We start from the raw sequence: 14,798 nt of genomic DNA on the forward strand, positions 1-14,798 counted from the left end.
ATTGACCGCGCTCGCGACACCCGATTCCTGTCAGGTCGCCTTGCGGAAGGCCTTGTCGCATTGCCCAAGGAGTTCGACAGGATCGATCGCCGGATCGGCGAGGCAGAGGCCCACCATGGTTTTGGCGATGTGCTGGTAATAGGCCTCGTTCGCCTCGGCGGATACGATGTTCCGTGCGATGGCCTCGCGCCGGTCTTTCAGCCGCTTGCGCAGCGATGCCATCGGCACTGCCTCGGCGATGGAGAAAAGCCGGTCGCGGATCTTCAGGTGGCGGATGCGCTGCCGCCGCGCGGCGAGCAGGCGGGTGGCGGCGGTGAAGACGAGGTCGGGGGCATGCGCCAGCCAGGTTGCGCGCAGGTCGGCAGCGCAGGTGCTGAGATAACCGTCGAGCAGGCTGCGCCGCTGTGCGGTCTGCCGACAGAATGGGCGCATCATGGTTGCGGCAAGTTCGATGCCCGAAACGTCGTAGGTCATCAGCTCATAGTCGATCAGGCCGATCGAATGCTCGTCCTGCTCGATGATATTGCTGCCGTAGAGGTCGCCATGGGTGAGCTGGGTGGCCGGCAGGCGGCGCATGCGCGCGAGGCTCTCCTCGATCCAGCGCCGCTCTTCCGGGCTGTGCAGGGCGCCGGACTGGGCGAGGTAACCCTCATGCGGCAGGACCGGCCGGCGGCGTTCGAAGAGCGCACCGGTGGCGGCGCCTTCGATCGTGTTGAGTTTGGCGAGCGTGCGGCCAAGCGCCGCGAGCGCTGCCGGATGCGCCTTCTGGGTCAGCGGCTTGCCGGGCAGGTAGGAAAGCGCTAGCCAATGGCCGCCGGCCTTGATGGCATCACCCCACGAGGAAGTGCCGGCGCAGACATGCTGGGCGGAAATGCCGGCCGCCTCCAGTCGCCCGACGGCGTCCTCGAAACGGTCTTTCGTCGATTTCAGCACGAAGAAATGCAGCACATAGGTCTGCTGCTCGAAGACGACGATGCGTTTCTGGATGCTGAGGCGCCGCTTGGTGTGCAGGATGCGCACCCGCTTGCCAAGCAAATCGCGAAGATCAGGGGTGGGGCTGTCCATGCGAGCGAAAGATTCCGTTTGTATGCCGATCGATCCGTCCACGGCTCCATCGCCTTCGGGAAATGCTCGTGACAGTCATATGACATAGTTGCCCGGTCGTTTCCAGCACCGAAGTAGGCCGCAAAAACAACAACACCGCGGATGCCGGTGGGCACCCGCGGTGTTGCTTTTGGAGTGTTGAATTAGCGCACAAATTCGTCGATGCGGCGCAGCGTCACGCGGCGGTTGCGCCATTCCTCGTTCTGCGTCGGCACCAGCAGATAGTCCTCGCCGTAGCCGACCGTTTCGAGCGCGCGGTAGGGGATGCCGAATTCCTGCACGAGCAGCCGCTTCAGCGATTCGGCGCGGCGTTCGGACAACACCTGGTTGGACGCGGCCGAGCCCACGGCATCCGTATGGCCTTCGATGAGGAAGACGGCGCGGCGGCGGCGCTTGAGGAGCTGTTCCATGGCGCGCGCGATCTGGCTGACCTTTCGATATTCCGAGCGCGGGATATCCGAGGACGCGAAGGCGAAGTTGATCGACTGGATGTTGATCGAGGGGGCGGCACCGCGCAGGTCCGGACGGCGCTTGAATTCGCGCACCGTCACCCGTTCCTCTTCGCGCAGGCGGCGGGAGGGGGCCGCATCGAGGCGGCGCAGGATGATCTCCGAGGACGGGGTTTCCTGCGCGATCGCGAGGCCCGAGAAGGCGGGGACGGCAAGGGCGGTGGCGAACGCGGTCAGAAAGGCGCGGCGTTGCATGGCAATGTTTCCTGTTCGTTTGATCGTCTGTTGAACGGAAATTGCCATGGGCGATCTGAAAGGGAGCTGAACCGGCTGTTAGCTCCCGTTCAGATTGATTAACGCGGCTCCGGCGGCAGCAGACAATCCCGCTTGGCGAGCGCCAGCAACTCGGCGTCAGCGAGCGGCACAAGCTCGGCATCGCGCGTGCCGACCGGCGAGAAGCCGAACATCTGGTAAAGCTGGAGGGCGCGCGGATGGTCGAGGTTGTTGGTGGTGACCGTCACGCGCTTCGGCCCGAGCGACCAGGCGGCATAGAGCGTCTGCAAGAGGAACCACTTGCCGATGCCAAGCCCCAGCGCACGCTCGAACAGGCCGAAATGCGAGAGCTCGACCACGTCCTCGTCGATCTGCAACAGCTCGAAGAACCCGGCCGGCGCGCCGTTGACATAGAGCACGGTGACGCTGTTGCGCTTGTCGTACAGCGTCTTGGCGAGCGCGTCGTCCGTCATGCGCAGCCGGTCGACCCAGTGCCAGCGGCTGCCGACCTGCCGGTAGAGGAAGCGGTAGAAGGCGAGCGGGATTTCCGGCGCATTGAGGATCGCGGTGTGCACGTTGACCGGCACCGGCAGGCTCTGCTTCGGCGGCGAGGTCATTTCGAGCGCGGTGATGTGGACGGCGATCGGTGCCGTCTGTGCCTTCTTCGCCATCAGTCTTTTCCCGTCACGACCGGCGTATCGTCCCGGCCACCCCATTGCGACCAGGAGCCGTCATAGAGCGTGTTGTTTTCATGGCCGAGCGAGGTGAGCGCCAGCGTAATGATCGCCGCCGTGATGCCCGAGCCGCAGCTTGTGACGACCGGTTTCGAAAGGTCGATGCCCGAATCCTCGAAATGTTTTCGCAGGCTCGTAAGGTCCTTGAGCTTGCCATCGACGGAGAAGGTGCCCGACGGCAAGCTTTTCGCCCCGGGCATATGGCCGGAGCGCATGCCGGCGCGGGGCTCCGCTTCCTCGCCGGTGAATCGGCCGGCGCCGCGGGCATCGGCGATCTGCTTCGAGCCGGTCGAGACGATGCCACGCATCTCCTCGAAGGAGGTGACCGCATAGGGATTGAAATTGGTGTGGAAGACGGCGGGGGCGGGTTCCGGCAGGTCGGTCTGGAGCGGCCGCCCTTCCTTCTTCCAGCCGTCGATGCCGCCATCCAGCACGAAGACGTTCTTGGCGCCCATCGTGCGGAACAGCCACCAGACGCGCGGCGCCGTAAAGATGCCGGGGCCGTCATAGACGACGATCGTATCCGTATCCGAAATGCCGAGCTTGCCGACTTCGGTGGCGAAGAAGGCCGGCGAGGGCACGGTGTGCGGCAGGTTGCTCGAATGATCGGCGATCACGTCCTGATCGAAGAACACGGCGCCGGGGATGTGGCCGGCCGCATATTCGAGGGCGCCGTTGCGGTTTTGCGCGGGCAGATACCAGGCGGCATCGACGATGCGGAATTCCGGCGCGCCGAGCTGCTTTTCCACCCAGTCGGCCGAGACGACGAACCTGCTCTTGTCGTTGGACATTTTTTACTCCTCAGGCAATTCCGGCAAAATGCGGAACGCGGTCTTGCGTAAACCAGAAAGCGCTACGCCTCGGAACCGGGCGCACCGAAGCGGATGCGGAACCGGCGGTTCTCCTTGCCCTTCTTCTCGATCTTGCCGATGTGGATGGCACCCACTTCCTGCGTCTCCGAGACATGCGTGCCGCCGCAGGGCTGGCTGTCGACCGAAGAGTTTTCGCCGATGCAGACGAGGCTGACGCGGCCGAGGCCCATCGGCGGGCGCACGTTCTTCGACTTCACAATGCCGGGATTGGCAGCGAGTTCCTCATCGGTGATCCATTGCACGAAGATTGGATGGTTTTCCTCGACGAGCTTCATCAGCCGCGCCGTCACTTCATCCTTGTCGATGGTCTCGCTCATGTCGAAATCGACCCGGCTGTCGTCCTCGCCGACGGCCGCACCGGTGATGGGGTAGGGGCAGACAACGGAGAGCAGGTGGCAGGCCGTGTGCATGCGCATCAGCTTGTAGCGGCGCGCCCAGTCGATATGGGCGACCACCGTCTCGCCGACGATCGGCGAGGTCTCGCCCTCCAGCGGGCGGTGGATGATGATCTCTTTCGTGCCACCATTGACGGCCGGCCCGAGCGCGATGCGGGAACCGTCGGCGCGCTCCAGAAAACCGGTATCGCCCGGCTGGCCGCCGGATGTCGCGTAGAAACAGGTCTGGTCGAGCTCGATGCCACCATCCTCGTGCACCGCCGTCACCACCGCCTCGTTTGTCGAAAGATAAAAATCGTCGCGAAAGAGGGCAGTGGTTGGCAGGGACATGAGACCTATTCGACCGACTGATAAGGGACCTTGATCCCCGATTTCGCCGTCAGCCATGCCGGAACGGGCAGGCCCTTCGAATCGAGGAAGTCCGCGTTGAAGAGTTTGGACTGATAGCGGTTACCATAGTCGCAGAGGATCGTCACGATCGTGTGGCCGGGGCCGAGATCCCTGGCAAGCCGGATCGCGCCGGCAATGTTGATGCCGGAGGAGCCGCCCAGCGCGATGCCTTCGTTTTCGATCAGGTCGAAGACCAGCGGAACCGCCTCGGAATCAGGGATGTTGTAGGAATAATCCGGCGTGAACCCTTCGAGGTTCGCCGTGATGCGGCCCTGACCGATGCCTTCGGTAATCGAGCTGCCGGCAGCTTTCAGTTCGCCATGCGCATAATAGTTGTAGAGTGCCGCACCATCCGGATCGGCAAGCGCGATCTTGATGTTCGGGTTTTTCGCCCTCAGGCCTGCGGCGACCCCGGCCAGCGTTCCGCCGGAGCCGACGGCCGAGACGAAGCCGTCCACCTTGCCATCCGTGTCGCGCCAGATTTCCGGCGCCGTCGTCTCGATATGAGCATCGCGGTTGGCGACATTGTCGAACTGGTTGGCCCAGATCGCGCCGTTCGGCTCGGTCCTGGCGAGTTGCTCGGCAAGACGGCCGGAAAGTTTTACGTAGTTGTTCGGGTTCTTGTACGGAACGGCGGGAACCTCGACGAGCTCGGCGCCGAGCAGGCGCAGCGCGTCCTTCTTCTCCTGGCTCTGGGTTTCCGGAATGACGATGACGGTGCGGTAGCCGAGCGCCTGCGCGACGAGCGCCAGCCCGATGCCGGTATTGCCGGCCGTGCCCTCGACGATAACGCCGCCGGGACGCAGCGCCCCGGAGCGTTCCGCCGCGCGGATGATGTAGAGGGCGGCGCGGTCCTTGACCGACTGGCCGGGGTTCAGGAATTCCGCCTTGCCGAGGATCTCGCAGCCCGTCGCGTCGGAAGCCCCCTTGAGCCGGATCAGCGGCGTATTGCCGATTGCATCCAGAACGGACGGAAGAATTGCCATGGGAGCCGAGCCTCGCGTTATAAACCTAGATCAGGAAACGTCTTTTCGGCCGCCAAGCGACGCTTTGCAAGAAATCGTGTTCCCCGAGAACGAGCTTCCAGAGGGATTTTTTTTAACCTGCGCGGGTCAGCCGAGCGGACGCGTATAAACCACCTGCCGCACGTCAATGTTTCGCGCCCGAAAACCCGCTTCGCAATAGTAGAAGTAGAATTCCCAGAGTTTCCGGAAGCGCTCGTCGAAGCCGAGCGGCACGATGCGCTCCCAGGCGGCCCAGAAGCGGTGGCGCCATTCGGCAAGCGTGCGGGCATAGTCATGGCCGAAGCCGATGTCGGAAGCCGTCGACAGCCCGAACTGCCGGCCGAGCGACGCCAGGTGCTCGCGCGTCGGCAGCATGCCGCCGGGGAAGACGTATTTCTGGATGAAATCCGGGTTCGACCGGTATTCTTCATAGGCTTCCTGCAGGATGGTGATGATCTGCAGGCCGGCGCGCCCGCCGGGCTTGAGGCATTCGTTCAGCTTGGAAAAATAGGCAGGCCAGTATTTTTCACCGACCGCCTCGAACATCTCGATCGAGACGATGCGGTCATAGGTGCCGGTCTCGTCGCGGTAATCCTGGAACTTCAGCTCGACCCGGTCGGTAAGGCCGGCCTTCGCCATGCGCTCGCGGGCAAAGGCAAGCTGCTCGCGGCTGATCGTCAGGCCCGTGACCTTGCAGCCGATCTCGCTGGCCGCAAATTCCGCAAAACCGCCCCAGCCGCAGCCGATCTCCAGCACATGGTCGTTCGGGCCGATGCCGGTCGCCTCGGCCAGCGCGCGATATTTCGCGACCTGGGCGGAGGTGAGGTCGTTTGCGCCGCGCGAATAGAGCGCGGAGGAATAGGTCATCGTCGGGTCGAGCCACTGGGAATAGAACTCGTTGCCGAGGTCGTAATGCGCGGAAATGTTGCGCTGCGACCCGCGGCGGGTGTTGGCGTTCAGCCAGTGGCGGAATTTTTCGACGAGCAGCAACAGACCGCGCGGGCCGTTCGTGTAGTTGCGAACGATGTTGGTATTGACCAGCACGAGTTCGAGGAACATGCCGGCGTCCGGGCTTTCCCAGTCACCATCCATGTAGCTTTCGGCAACGCCGATCGTGCCGCCGCTGACAGCGCGGTAGGCAAGGTTCCAGTTGTTGAGCTTCACGACGGCGTTCGGGCCGGGCGTCTTGCCTCGGATCACGAAGGTCTGGCCGCTCGGCACCGTTATGGCGAGTGCCCCGGTTTCCAGGCCGAGCAGGCTGCGCAACACCATCTGCGCACGGAACGGCAGTCCTTTCGCGCGCGCCGCGAAATTGGCCGCCGTCAAAATGTCTCGATCTGAAAATGTCTGTTCTGAAATCAAATCATTCGTCATCGATTGCCCCTCTGCCAACCCGACGTAAGGGTAAGCTAGCGTCAATGTTCCTGAACGCCAAGACGTGAATCGTGACAGGTCGGATCACAAAGAGGCGCAAGGTCGCGCGGAAAAGCGTCAGGCTTTAACGAGCTGTTAGGAAACATGGTTAATTTTGCGTCTATCCGGCAAGCGGCGGGAACGGAAACCGCGCCCGTTCGTTTGGAGGAAAATTGGAGGTATCAGGATGCTTTTCAGACTTTTTCCGGTGAGCCCGGTCGACCATGACGACGATATCGCGACCGGCACCTATGCCGACGGGGTAATCGGAACGCCGCTTGGCGACGCTGCCGTGCGGCCGCGCGATCGCAGCCAGACGTTTCGCCGCGCGACGCCGGATCGCGACTATAGCCTCGCGCGCAGCGCCGGCCAGGCCGGTGCCGGAATGGTGCCCTGAAAGACCAAGCGCCGGGAACAAAAAGCCGCCCGGCGCATTCCTCCTCCGCCCGAATGCCGAAGCGAGGAGCCCGCCATGACGCACCACATAGACAATCGCCAGTTCAGCCCCCGTCAGACCCGCAATGTGCTCGACGTCATCGAACATTGCCGCAAGAACGGATTGGACAAGGCGGAGGAACGCAAGCTTCTCCTACTCTTCGGCCGCTTCGCCAGCCGCCACGAACTCCAGATGAACATTAAGCGCCAGCCGACGAACGTGCGATAGCGAAAGCAGCACGGGATCATTGACGGGGAGCCAATCCTGCGGAAGGATGGCTCCTTAACTGCGTCTATGCCGGAAAAGCAGAAGGGCCGCGCTTTTCAGCACAGCCCCTCAAAATCTGGCTCCCCGGGCCGGATTCGAACCGGCGACCTGTCGATTAACAGTCGAATGCTCTACCGCTGAGCTACCAGGGATCATCCGCTCGCTGCGGAGTGAGCGCGTAATACAAATGCTGGATCGATTTGCCAAGCGCTTTTTGGCAAAAAAATGCACGAGGCTTGATTGATTGTGGAGAAGTCTCCAACTGGAGAGGAGGCGAGTCCCGGAAAACCGGGCTTTCGAGCGAATGGACGGCGAATGACGACGCGAAAAACAAACATGCATTTCGGGATCGACCCGCGCACGCGGCAGATCGTGATCGGAAGTTTTCGGATGAAACTGCCGGAATCGCGCTGGCTGCGCACCCTGATCGGCGTTCTCCTCATCTTCGGCGGCATTCTCGGCTTCCTGCCGATCCTCGGATTCTGGATGGTGCCGCTCGGCCTTCTCGTGCTGTCCCACGATTCCCATTTCGTCCGCCGCCAGCGCCGCCGCCTGGCCGTCTGGTGGGCGACCCGCAAGGCGCGCCGCAACGCGCGCTGACGTTCCCTCTCTCTTTATTGCATCGACGCTGCGGACCTGCTCTAAACCCCGGCAGGGCTTTTTAGGGTGAGGGAAGCATATGGAATTGCTGTTGAAGGGTGTGGTGATCGGCATTGGCGCGACCGTGCTCATGGATCTCTGGGCGATCGTGCTTTGGAAGGTGTTCCGCCAGTCGCGGCCAAACTGGGCGCCGGTCGGCCGCTGGTTCTGGCACCTGAAGAACGGCACGGTCTTTCATGACGATATCGGCAAGGCGTCGCCCTATGCCAACGAGCTGGCGCTCGGCTGGATCAGCCACTATGCCGTTGGCATTCTCTATGGCGTGATCCTGGCGCTCCTCGCCGGCGAGGCGTGGTTTGCCGCCCCGACCTTCCTGCCGGCCTGGATCCTTGGCATCGTCACAGTCGGCGCCGGCTGGTTCCTGCTGCAGCCGGGTCTCGGTATCGGCGTCGCAGCGTCGAAGCTGCCGAATGCCAATATGGTGCGCATCCTCAATCTGGTCGCGCACACCGTTTTTGCGCTGGGGCTCTACGGGACGGCGCTGCTCATCCGTTGAGGCGTAACAATTGAGAACCCCACCGCAGGTCGCCTGCGGTGGGGTTTTCCGTTCAGCGGGCCGCAGCGACCCCGAGGATGACGCCTGTGGCGATGCTTAGCAGCAGGTAATCGTTGTCGACCTTGACCCATTGCTGGCCGCGGTTGGGCTTGCGCAGGCCATAGCGATGGTAATCGCGCACAGCCGGCCGGCGCTTCCAGTCGGAGTAGCGCTCGCCCTGGTGCCAGGCGCGCCGCGTCACGACCTTCTTCCTGGTCACGACTTTCTTCTTATAGGTCTGCGAATAACCGGGCTTGCGGTCGTGGCCGTATTGCTGGGCGGCCTGTGCCATCGGTACTGCCGCGACCGAGAGGGCGACAGTAGCAAGAAGCGTGCGGATGAAGACTTTCATGTGGTAGTTCCTCGTTGTCGATGAGCAGAACCTAGGTCCGCGCCGATGAACGAGAAGTGAATGCAAGATTAAACTTCTGTAATGAAAACAGTTGCTTAATTTACCTCTTCCTGTGAGCGCTCCACCGATGAAGAGCTGATTGCTCATAGAGGAGCGGTACTGCCGGAAGCATGCGCCAAGCAAAATGCGGCGTCGGAATGCAAGGATCCCAAGAGTGGCCTACCTTAAGCGTAGGTATCCACAACAAAGCGATCTAAGTCCATGATAAATTGGAAGTTGGAGGCCTCGCCGAGAATCGAACTCGGGTGCAAGGATTTGCAGTCCTCTGCGTCACCACTCCGCCACGAGGCCGTCCGTTTTGCTATAAAGCGAGTGGTGCCGGGCGTTTAGAACGAATTTAGAAAGGGCGCAAGGGGCTTGCAGCGGATTGTGAATTTTTTCCCGCCTGCGTGCGTGTCCCACGATCCTGTGATGGAACAAAGGCTCTGCCAACCCCATCTACTGTTTGATGAAATCGACAAGACAGGAGAATGCCCGATGCGCACGATAAAGACCCTAGCGGCGGTGGCGATGACGTTTGCTCTATTAAGCTCCGCCGCCTACGCCATCGAGCCCATTCCGGGCAGCATCACCTATAACGGCCAGCCGCGGAGCAAACTGACGAAGGCGCCGATCGGCAGCACGTTCGAACATCTCTTCCGTGACAATTTCGGCGATCGTTATGTCGAGACCTACCGGATTGCGCCGGACAGATCGCTGCAACTGCTTTCCCGGCACAAGATCGATATTTTCGAGCGGTAATCCACCCGAATGACCGGGTAGGCGCGCCCGAAGGCGCGCCTTGTCCTTATTGGGCCGCGGCCGGCGCCGCGCCTTCGAGGCCGACGAGCGCGATCTTGGCATAGCCGGCGGCGCGCAGCAGGTTCATGACATCCATGACATTGCCGTAGTCGACGGCCTTGTCGGCGCGCAGCAGGATGCGCGTGTCCTTGTTGCCGTCCGTCACCTCGTCGAGCTGCGGACCGAAGGTGTCGCGCCCGATCTCGCCATTGCCGATCGAGACCGTCAGGTCCTTCTTCAGCGTCATGAAGACCGGCTTGTCCTCGCGCGGCGTCGGCTGGGCGACGGAGGAGGGCAGGTCGACATTAATGTCTACGGTGGCGAGCGGTGCCGCCACCATGAAGATGATGAGCAGCACCAGCATGACGTCGATGAACGGCGTCACGTTGATTTCGCTGTTCTCTTCCAGGTCGTCGCCGCCGCCTTCCTTAATCTTGCTCGCCATGACGTCACCCGATCTTCACGATGGAGCCGGCGGCGCGCTCGCTGCGCGGCGCGGCGTGGCGCACGGCGCGGCGCACATCGAGATCGCGGCTGGCGAGTCGTTCGATCGCGGCGGAAGCGTCGGCGAGGTTCTGGCGGTAACCGGTGATGGCGCGCGCCAGGAAGTTGTAGATCACCACGGCGGGAATGGCGGCGACGAGGCCGATCGCCGTCGCCAGCAGCGCCTCGGCGATGCCGGGCGCGACGATGGCGAGGTTGGTGGTCTGCGCCTTGGAGATACCGATGAACGAGTTCATGATGCCCCAGACGGTGCCGAACAGGCCGACGAAGGGGGCGGTCGAGCCGATCGTCGCGAGCAGGCCGGTGCCCTTGGCGATGCGGCGGCCGACATGCACTTCCATGCGGCCGAGGCGCGAGGAGACGCGCTCTTTCACGCCGCCGTCGGAGACGTGATCGAGCACGGCTTCGGAGGCATCCATTTCCTCTCGCGCCGCGCGCGTCATGCGGGCGACCACACCGCGGTTGCGGCCGAGTGCCTCCTCGCCATCCGCGAGGCCGCGGGCGGCAACGAGCCGGCGCACGGCCCGGCTGGCGGAGCGCTGCGCGGCACCAAGCTCCGCAAGCTTCACGAGCAGCACGGTCCAGGTGACGACGGAGGCGAAGGCAAGGCCGATCATCACGCCCTTGACGACGATATCGGCCGCCATGAACATGCCCCAGGGGGAAAGGTCATGCGGCAGGCCGGCCTGGCGCTCGCCGGCGGCGTCATCGACGGCGTCGAGCTCGGTTGCTTCTTCATCGGCGGCTGTGGCGTCCGGATCGGTCGCGGTCGCTGGGTCCGTCGCGGTGTCGGCAGTGCCTTCGGTCGTCGTCGGGCGCGCGGTTGTGTCCGTCGTGGTGGCACCGCCTGTTGCAGCGCCCGTGGACTGGCCCGTCGCGTCCGGCTGGCCGTCCGTCTGGACCGATGGTGTCTCCTGGGTCTGCGCCGGGGCGGCGTGCGGGGCGGCAAGCGCCATCAGGAAGATCGCGAATAGCAGGCGAGACCGTTTCGGCACGGCGTATTCCTCTTACATATCTTAGTTCAAGCGAAGCCCATTCAATAGAAACGGGCACGGTGCGGCTGCCTTGGCATCCGTAAAACCTGAGTGTTCAATACGACATTATGCGGGGAGCAGGCAATAATATGTTGAGTAATTTATTCATGATAACCCTTGGATATTCCGAGGCCACGCGGTTCGAACCGGCCGGGCCGCGGTTTTTGCGCGCAACCCGTCGCCGCCACTGGACACCCGGCCCGAAACCGCACTAAGAGAATTGCGACGCATCCGGCATCGCAACCGGGCCTTCGTGCCGCGGTCTGCCGCTTACTCACAGGGCTAGAGATGATTGACTACAAAGCAGCGCGCACGAAGATGGTGGACAACCAGATCCGTACGACGGACGTGACGTCGCACGAGGTGCTTGACGCCTTCCTGACCGTCGCGCGCGAAGAGTTCGTGCCCGCGGCGGTGAAGCCGCTCGCCTATATCGACAACGACATCCAGCTCGTGCCCGGCCGCTACCTCATGGAGCCGTCGCCGCTCGCCAAGCTGATCCAGCTCGCCGAGATCGCCAATACCGACGTGGTGCTCGAAGTGGGCTGTGGCACCGGTTACGCCTCCGCGATTCTCTCGCGCCTCGGCAGCTCGGTCGTCGCGCTCGAAAGCGACGTGGATCTTGCCGCGACCGCGACGGACACGCTGTCCCGCCTCGGTCACGACAATGTCGCCGTCGTGACCGGCGATCTCGAAGCCGGCTATGCGCCGGAAGCGCCCTATGACGTGATCTTCGTGCACGGCGCCGTCGAATTCGTGCCGGATGCCATTTTCGCCCAGCTTCGCGACGGTGGTCGCCTGGTCGTCGTCGAGGGCTACGGCAATGCCTCGCAGGCCCGACTTTATATCAAGGAAGGCGGCCGGGTTTCCGAGCGCAACGTCTTCAACACGGCCGTCAAGCCGCTGCCGGGCTTCCGTCGGGCGAAGGAATTCGTCTTCTGAATGAGCGCTGACGCGCTTTATCCCGGGCAGGCCCGATTTGTTGCACTTTCGCAACGGGCCTGTCCTATTGTCGTTACCAAATCCTTGCCGATGGACCTGCCGACTGTTCCCGAATGAACGAAGAGGCATTATCGCGGTCGGTGCGGCACCGTCCGTGGAGGGTTGCCGCTGCCCGAAAGCGTGCCCGGCCTGCGGCCGGTGAGAATTGTGTAAAGGCAGCTCATGCGACGGGCTGGCCAGGATCGGAGTTTCGTACTGTGTCCATTCTTCGTCGAACCGCCTTTGCGCTAGCCCTCGCCACCGCCTTCCACGCCGTGCCGTACGGCGCATCCGCCGAGACGCTGGCCGGCGCCATGGCCAAGGCCTACGAGAACAACCCCGACCTGAATGCCGCGCGTGCGGCCCTCCGTGCGATCGATGAGAATGTGACAATTGCCAAGGCGGGGATGCGGCCGCGTGTCTCAGCTGTTGCTGAAGCCGAGGCCCTACGTGTGAGTCGCGACATCGGCCCTTACGCTGGATCGAAGCGTCCTCAAGGTACTCGCAGAACAGATCTGGTTACGTCGAGCTATGGTATCACAATCAGCCAGCAAATATTCGATGGTTTTCAGACCCTTAATCGCGTGCGGGCGGCCGAGGCTAATGTGCTGGCAAGCCGTGAATCGCTGCGCGCTCAGGAAATTTCGATCCTCCTCGCAGCGGTGGAGTCTTACGCGAATATAGCACGCGACCAGCAAATCGTGTCGATCCGCAAGCAGAACATCGCCTTTCTCCAAGAACAGCTGAGTGCTTCCAATGCGCGGCTGAATGTGGGCGAAGGCACCCGCACGGACGTTAGTCTCGCGGAAGCCGAACTTGCTGCCGCCAAAGCGCTGCTGACCGCAGCGATCTCGTCGCTGAAGCAGAGTGAAGCGGTCTACGTACAAATCGTCGGCGAAACGCCTAAGGGCATCAAGCAGCCGTCCGCGGCCAAGAAGGCCATGCCGAACTCGCTCGATAACGCGGTGGCGACAGGCATGCGCGAAAACCCCAATATTATCGCGGCCATGCGCGATGTTGATGCAGCAGGCTTTAACGTGAAGGAGGCCGAAGGCGCTATGCTGCCGGGCGTCTCTTTACAGGGAAGCGTCTACAAGTCGGTCAACGGTGACCAGGCTGCAGGCGATGATTTGCGCGGTGCGGTTACGGCTCGCGTCACCGTTCCGATCTATCAGGGCGGTGCCGAATATGGCCAGATCCGCCAGGCCAAGGAACGGTTTGGCGAGAGCCAGTTGCTGGTGGATTCCGCGCGTATGGAAGTTCAGCGCACGATTGCCTCGGCACATGCGCAATATGAGGCGGCCAGCGCGTCGATCGCGGCCATCCGCGTACAGATCGACGCGGCCAACCAGGCGCTGAACGGCGTCATCGAGGAACGCAACGTCGGCCAGCGTACCACGCTCGACGTGCTCAATGCCCAGCAGAACGTGCTCGATGCACAGGAAGACCTCGCCGCCGTGCAGCGCAACGCTGTGGTCGCAAGCTATTCGCTGCTTGCCGCCACCGGCAGCCTGACCGTGCGCAGCCAGGGCCTCGAAGTGGCGGAATACCGGTCCGAGGTGCATTTCGAGGCCGTCAAGGACAAGTGGTTCGGGCTGAGAACCGTCGACAGCGAATAAGCCTCGCCCTTGGCAGGGCAAACAAATCTGTGCATCACTCGTAACACATGATTCGCGGCGATTTAGTTCGCCACCGAACTCGCCTAGGGTTTTCGGGATGTCCGGCAAGCTGGGAGCGGCAGGCCGTGGACGCCGCAGAGAACGGGGATAGAAATGGCTCAGCCAAATGTAGCGCGTGAACCGTCCATGGATGAAATCCTGGCGTCCATCCGCAAGATCATCGAGAACAATGAAGCCATGCCGGAGCTCGCGCCCGATGCCGATGGCGACGAGGGTTTCCACATCACGACGGACAGCCATTCCGGCAACCTGATGGACCACCCGGCCGTGGTCGAGCGGTTCCACAGCGAGGAGCACCGTCCCTCCATCATCCAGCCGATCCAGCGCACGGAGCCGGCGCAGGCCACCCAGCCCGCTTTGTCGCTCGCCGATGTCGCCGCCCGTGTGCGCGCCGCCTCGGAGCGGCATGTCGCAAACCGGGAGCCGGAGGTTGAGCCAGTTTCCATCGAGCCGGTGCAACTGCCGCTGCGCGAAGAAAACCCGGTGATGACCTCCCGCATGACGGCGAATGCCAGCCGCTTCGTGCCGCCCGTCGAAGCGGTCGAAAAGCGTGAGCCTTTTGTCGAAAAGCACGAGAGCGTGAAACTCCACGTCGAGCCGGAGCCGGTCGTGGAAACACGCGTGGCTGAACCGGTCGCGGCCGGCCGTGATATCGCCGCTCTCGTTTCGCCTGCGGTCGGCGAGCGCGTGGCGCAGTCCTTTGGTGCGCTGGCACAGGCGATGGATGCCGGCCCGCGCCGTTCCTTCGACGAGATCGCTGAGGAAATGCTGCGCCCGATGCTGCAGGAATGGCTCGACGATAACCTGCCGACGCTGGTCGAGCGGCTGGTGCGCGAAGAGATCGAACGGGTGGCGCGCGGCCCGCGCCGCTGACCG

At 62.9% G+C, this 14,798-nt stretch carries 18 protein-coding genes and 2 tRNA genes; 8 read left to right on the forward strand and 12 right to left on the reverse strand.

The features are described 5' to 3' along the window. Positions 1-30: 30 nt before the first annotated feature. The 7 genes from AC1Q6Z_RS25420 to AC1Q6Z_RS25450 all read right to left on the reverse strand — a co-directional run bounded on the left by AC1Q6Z_RS25420 (position 31) and on the right by AC1Q6Z_RS25450 (position 6,595). A complete protein-coding gene (locus AC1Q6Z_RS25420) occupies positions 31-1,065 on the reverse strand; it encodes a phosphotransferase enzyme family protein (protein ID WP_492649698.1) in 1,035 nt (344 codons plus the stop codon). A 182-nt stretch (positions 1,066-1,247) separates the two neighbouring features. Next, the gene (locus AC1Q6Z_RS25425; protein ID WP_492649699.1) at positions 1,248-1,808 is read right to left on the reverse strand and encodes an OmpA family protein; all 561 of its coding nucleotides are present in this window, start codon (positions 1,806-1,808) and stop codon (positions 1,248-1,250) included. A gap of 98 nt (positions 1,809-1,906) precedes the next feature. Next, complete coding sequence (locus tag AC1Q6Z_RS25430) at positions 1,907-2,497, reverse strand: GNAT family N-acetyltransferase (RefSeq protein ID WP_435265401.1); 591 nt, start codon at positions 2,495-2,497, stop codon at positions 1,907-1,909. Further along, a complete protein-coding gene (sseA, locus tag AC1Q6Z_RS25435) occupies positions 2,497-3,351 on the reverse strand; it encodes a 3-mercaptopyruvate sulfurtransferase (RefSeq protein ID WP_492649700.1) in 855 nt (284 codons plus the stop codon). The genes AC1Q6Z_RS25430 and sseA overlap by 1 nt, the downstream gene beginning before the upstream one ends. Positions 3,352-3,413: 62 nt before the next feature. Continuing rightward, the gene (locus tag AC1Q6Z_RS25440; RefSeq protein WP_492649735.1) at positions 3,414-4,151 is read right to left on the reverse strand and encodes an alanyl-tRNA editing protein; all 738 of its coding nucleotides are present in this window, start codon (positions 4,149-4,151) and stop codon (positions 3,414-3,416) included. An 11-nt stretch (positions 4,152-4,162) separates the two neighbouring features. Continuing rightward, a complete protein-coding gene (locus AC1Q6Z_RS25445) occupies positions 4,163-5,203 on the reverse strand; it encodes a cysteine synthase A (protein ID WP_492649701.1) in 1,041 nt (346 codons plus the stop codon). A 126-nt stretch (positions 5,204-5,329) separates the two neighbouring features. Next, positions 5,330-6,595 (reverse strand): class I SAM-dependent methyltransferase, encoded by a 1,266-nt coding sequence (locus AC1Q6Z_RS25450; RefSeq protein ID WP_492649702.1) that lies wholly within the window; start codon positions 6,593-6,595, stop codon positions 5,330-5,332. Positions 6,596-6,821: 226 nt separating this feature from the next. Here AC1Q6Z_RS25450 and AC1Q6Z_RS25455 point away from each other — a divergent pair, with 226 nt between their 5' ends. Beyond that, on the forward strand, positions 6,822-7,031 hold the full coding sequence (locus tag AC1Q6Z_RS25455; protein ID WP_492649703.1) for a hypothetical protein: 210 nt from the start codon (positions 6,822-6,824) through the stop codon (positions 7,029-7,031). 75 nt (positions 7,032-7,106) lie between these two features. Continuing rightward, a complete protein-coding gene (locus tag AC1Q6Z_RS25460) occupies positions 7,107-7,298 on the forward strand; it encodes a hypothetical protein (RefSeq protein WP_256116100.1) in 192 nt (63 codons plus the stop codon). Between the two features lie 116 nt (positions 7,299-7,414). On the opposite strand, the gene AC1Q6Z_RS25465 is transcribed toward AC1Q6Z_RS25460, so the two are convergent. Continuing rightward, positions 7,415-7,489, reverse strand: a tRNA-Asn gene (locus AC1Q6Z_RS25465). 163 nt (positions 7,490-7,652) lie between these two features. Here AC1Q6Z_RS25465 and AC1Q6Z_RS25470 point away from each other — a divergent pair. Both AC1Q6Z_RS25470 and AC1Q6Z_RS25475 read left to right on the forward strand, forming a co-directional pair. After that, positions 7,653-7,937 (forward strand): hypothetical protein, encoded by a 285-nt coding sequence (locus AC1Q6Z_RS25470; RefSeq protein WP_492649704.1) that lies wholly within the window; start codon positions 7,653-7,655, stop codon positions 7,935-7,937. 79 nt (positions 7,938-8,016) lie between these two features. After that, positions 8,017-8,493: a DUF2938 domain-containing protein gene (locus AC1Q6Z_RS25475; RefSeq protein WP_492649705.1), complete on the forward strand. Its 477-nt coding sequence runs from the start codon at positions 8,017-8,019 to the stop codon at positions 8,491-8,493. 52 nt (positions 8,494-8,545) lie between these two features. Here the strand turns inward: AC1Q6Z_RS25475 and AC1Q6Z_RS25480 are convergent, their stop codons facing one another. Both AC1Q6Z_RS25480 and AC1Q6Z_RS25485 read right to left on the reverse strand, forming a co-directional pair. Beyond that, positions 8,546-8,884 carry an RcnB family protein gene (locus tag AC1Q6Z_RS25480; RefSeq protein WP_256116066.1) on the reverse strand — a complete coding sequence of 113 codons (339 nt, stop codon included), beginning with the start codon at positions 8,882-8,884 and terminating at the stop codon, positions 8,546-8,548. Between the two features lie 277 nt (positions 8,885-9,161). Further along, a tRNA-Cys gene (locus AC1Q6Z_RS25485) sits at positions 9,162-9,235 on the reverse strand. A gap of 186 nt (positions 9,236-9,421) precedes the next feature. Between AC1Q6Z_RS25485 and AC1Q6Z_RS25490 the strand changes: the two genes are divergently transcribed. Next, positions 9,422-9,685, forward strand: a complete 264-nt coding sequence (locus AC1Q6Z_RS25490) for a hypothetical protein (RefSeq protein ID WP_492649706.1) — start codon at positions 9,422-9,424, stop codon at positions 9,683-9,685. A gap of 46 nt (positions 9,686-9,731) precedes the next feature. Here AC1Q6Z_RS25490 and exbD read toward each other — a convergent pair whose 3' ends face one another. Then, positions 9,732-10,169: a TonB system transport protein ExbD gene (gene exbD, locus AC1Q6Z_RS25495; protein WP_435265406.1), complete on the reverse strand. Its 438-nt coding sequence runs from the start codon at positions 10,167-10,169 to the stop codon at positions 9,732-9,734. A gap of 4 nt (positions 10,170-10,173) precedes the next feature. Then, positions 10,174-11,184: a tonB-system energizer ExbB gene (gene exbB / locus AC1Q6Z_RS25500; RefSeq protein ID WP_492649736.1), complete on the reverse strand. Its 1,011-nt coding sequence runs from the start codon at positions 11,182-11,184 to the stop codon at positions 10,174-10,176. Positions 11,185-11,553: 369 nt separating this feature from the next. Here exbB and AC1Q6Z_RS25505 point away from each other — a divergent pair, with 369 nt between their 5' ends. From AC1Q6Z_RS25505 to AC1Q6Z_RS25515, 3 genes are all read left to right on the forward strand, one after another. Continuing rightward, on the forward strand, positions 11,554-12,204 hold the full coding sequence (locus AC1Q6Z_RS25505) for a protein-L-isoaspartate O-methyltransferase family protein (protein WP_256116198.1): 651 nt from the start codon (positions 11,554-11,556) through the stop codon (positions 12,202-12,204). A gap of 257 nt (positions 12,205-12,461) precedes the next feature. After that, positions 12,462-13,862 carry a TolC family outer membrane protein gene (locus tag AC1Q6Z_RS25510; protein ID WP_492649707.1) on the forward strand — a complete coding sequence of 467 codons (1,401 nt, stop codon included), beginning with the start codon at positions 12,462-12,464 and terminating at the stop codon, positions 13,860-13,862. Between the two features lie 153 nt (positions 13,863-14,015). After that, entirely contained in the window at positions 14,016-14,795 is a 780-nt protein-coding gene (locus AC1Q6Z_RS25515; RefSeq protein WP_492649708.1) for a PopZ family protein, read from the forward strand. The last annotated feature ends 3 nt before the right edge of the window (positions 14,796-14,798 follow it).

It is taken from the genome of Shinella sp. GW835-FHT14H05 (assembly GCF_058793575.1).

Excerpts from the sequence above, each read along its gene's own strand:
- AC1Q6Z_RS25420 (WP_492649698.1), bottom strand. The coding sequence starts at position 1,065 with ATGGACAGCCCCACCCCTGATCTTCGCGATTTGCTTGGCAAGCGGGTG.
- AC1Q6Z_RS25425 (WP_492649699.1), bottom strand. The coding sequence starts at position 1,808 with ATGCAACGCCGCGCCTTTCTGACCGCGTTCGCCACCGCCCTTGCCGTC.
- AC1Q6Z_RS25430 (WP_435265401.1), bottom strand. The coding sequence starts at position 2,497 with ATGGCGAAGAAGGCACAGACGGCACCGATCGCCGTCCACATCACCGCG.
- sseA (WP_492649700.1), bottom strand. The coding sequence starts at position 3,351 with ATGTCCAACGACAAGAGCAGGTTCGTCGTCTCGGCCGACTGGGTGGAA.
- AC1Q6Z_RS25445 (WP_492649701.1), bottom strand. The coding sequence starts at position 5,203 with ATGGCAATTCTTCCGTCCGTTCTGGATGCAATCGGCAATACGCCGCTG.
- AC1Q6Z_RS25450 (WP_492649702.1), bottom strand. The coding sequence starts at position 6,595 with ATGACGAATGATTTGATTTCAGAACAGACATTTTCAGATCGAGACATT.
- AC1Q6Z_RS25455 (WP_492649703.1), top strand. The coding sequence starts at position 6,822 with ATGCTTTTCAGACTTTTTCCGGTGAGCCCGGTCGACCATGACGACGAT.
- AC1Q6Z_RS25460 (WP_256116100.1), top strand. The coding sequence starts at position 7,107 with ATGACGCACCACATAGACAATCGCCAGTTCAGCCCCCGTCAGACCCGC.
- AC1Q6Z_RS25470 (WP_492649704.1), top strand. The coding sequence starts at position 7,653 with ATGACGACGCGAAAAACAAACATGCATTTCGGGATCGACCCGCGCACG.
- AC1Q6Z_RS25475 (WP_492649705.1), top strand. The coding sequence starts at position 8,017 with ATGGAATTGCTGTTGAAGGGTGTGGTGATCGGCATTGGCGCGACCGTG.
- AC1Q6Z_RS25480 (WP_256116066.1), bottom strand. The coding sequence starts at position 8,884 with ATGAAAGTCTTCATCCGCACGCTTCTTGCTACTGTCGCCCTCTCGGTC.
- AC1Q6Z_RS25490 (WP_492649706.1), top strand. The coding sequence starts at position 9,422 with ATGCGCACGATAAAGACCCTAGCGGCGGTGGCGATGACGTTTGCTCTA.
- exbD (WP_435265406.1), bottom strand. The coding sequence starts at position 10,169 with ATGGCGAGCAAGATTAAGGAAGGCGGCGGCGACGACCTGGAAGAGAAC.
- exbB (WP_492649736.1), bottom strand. The coding sequence starts at position 11,184 with ATGGCGCTTGCCGCCCCGCACGCCGCCCCGGCGCAGACCCAGGAGACA.
- AC1Q6Z_RS25515 (WP_492649708.1), top strand. The coding sequence starts at position 14,016 with ATGGCTCAGCCAAATGTAGCGCGTGAACCGTCCATGGATGAAATCCTG.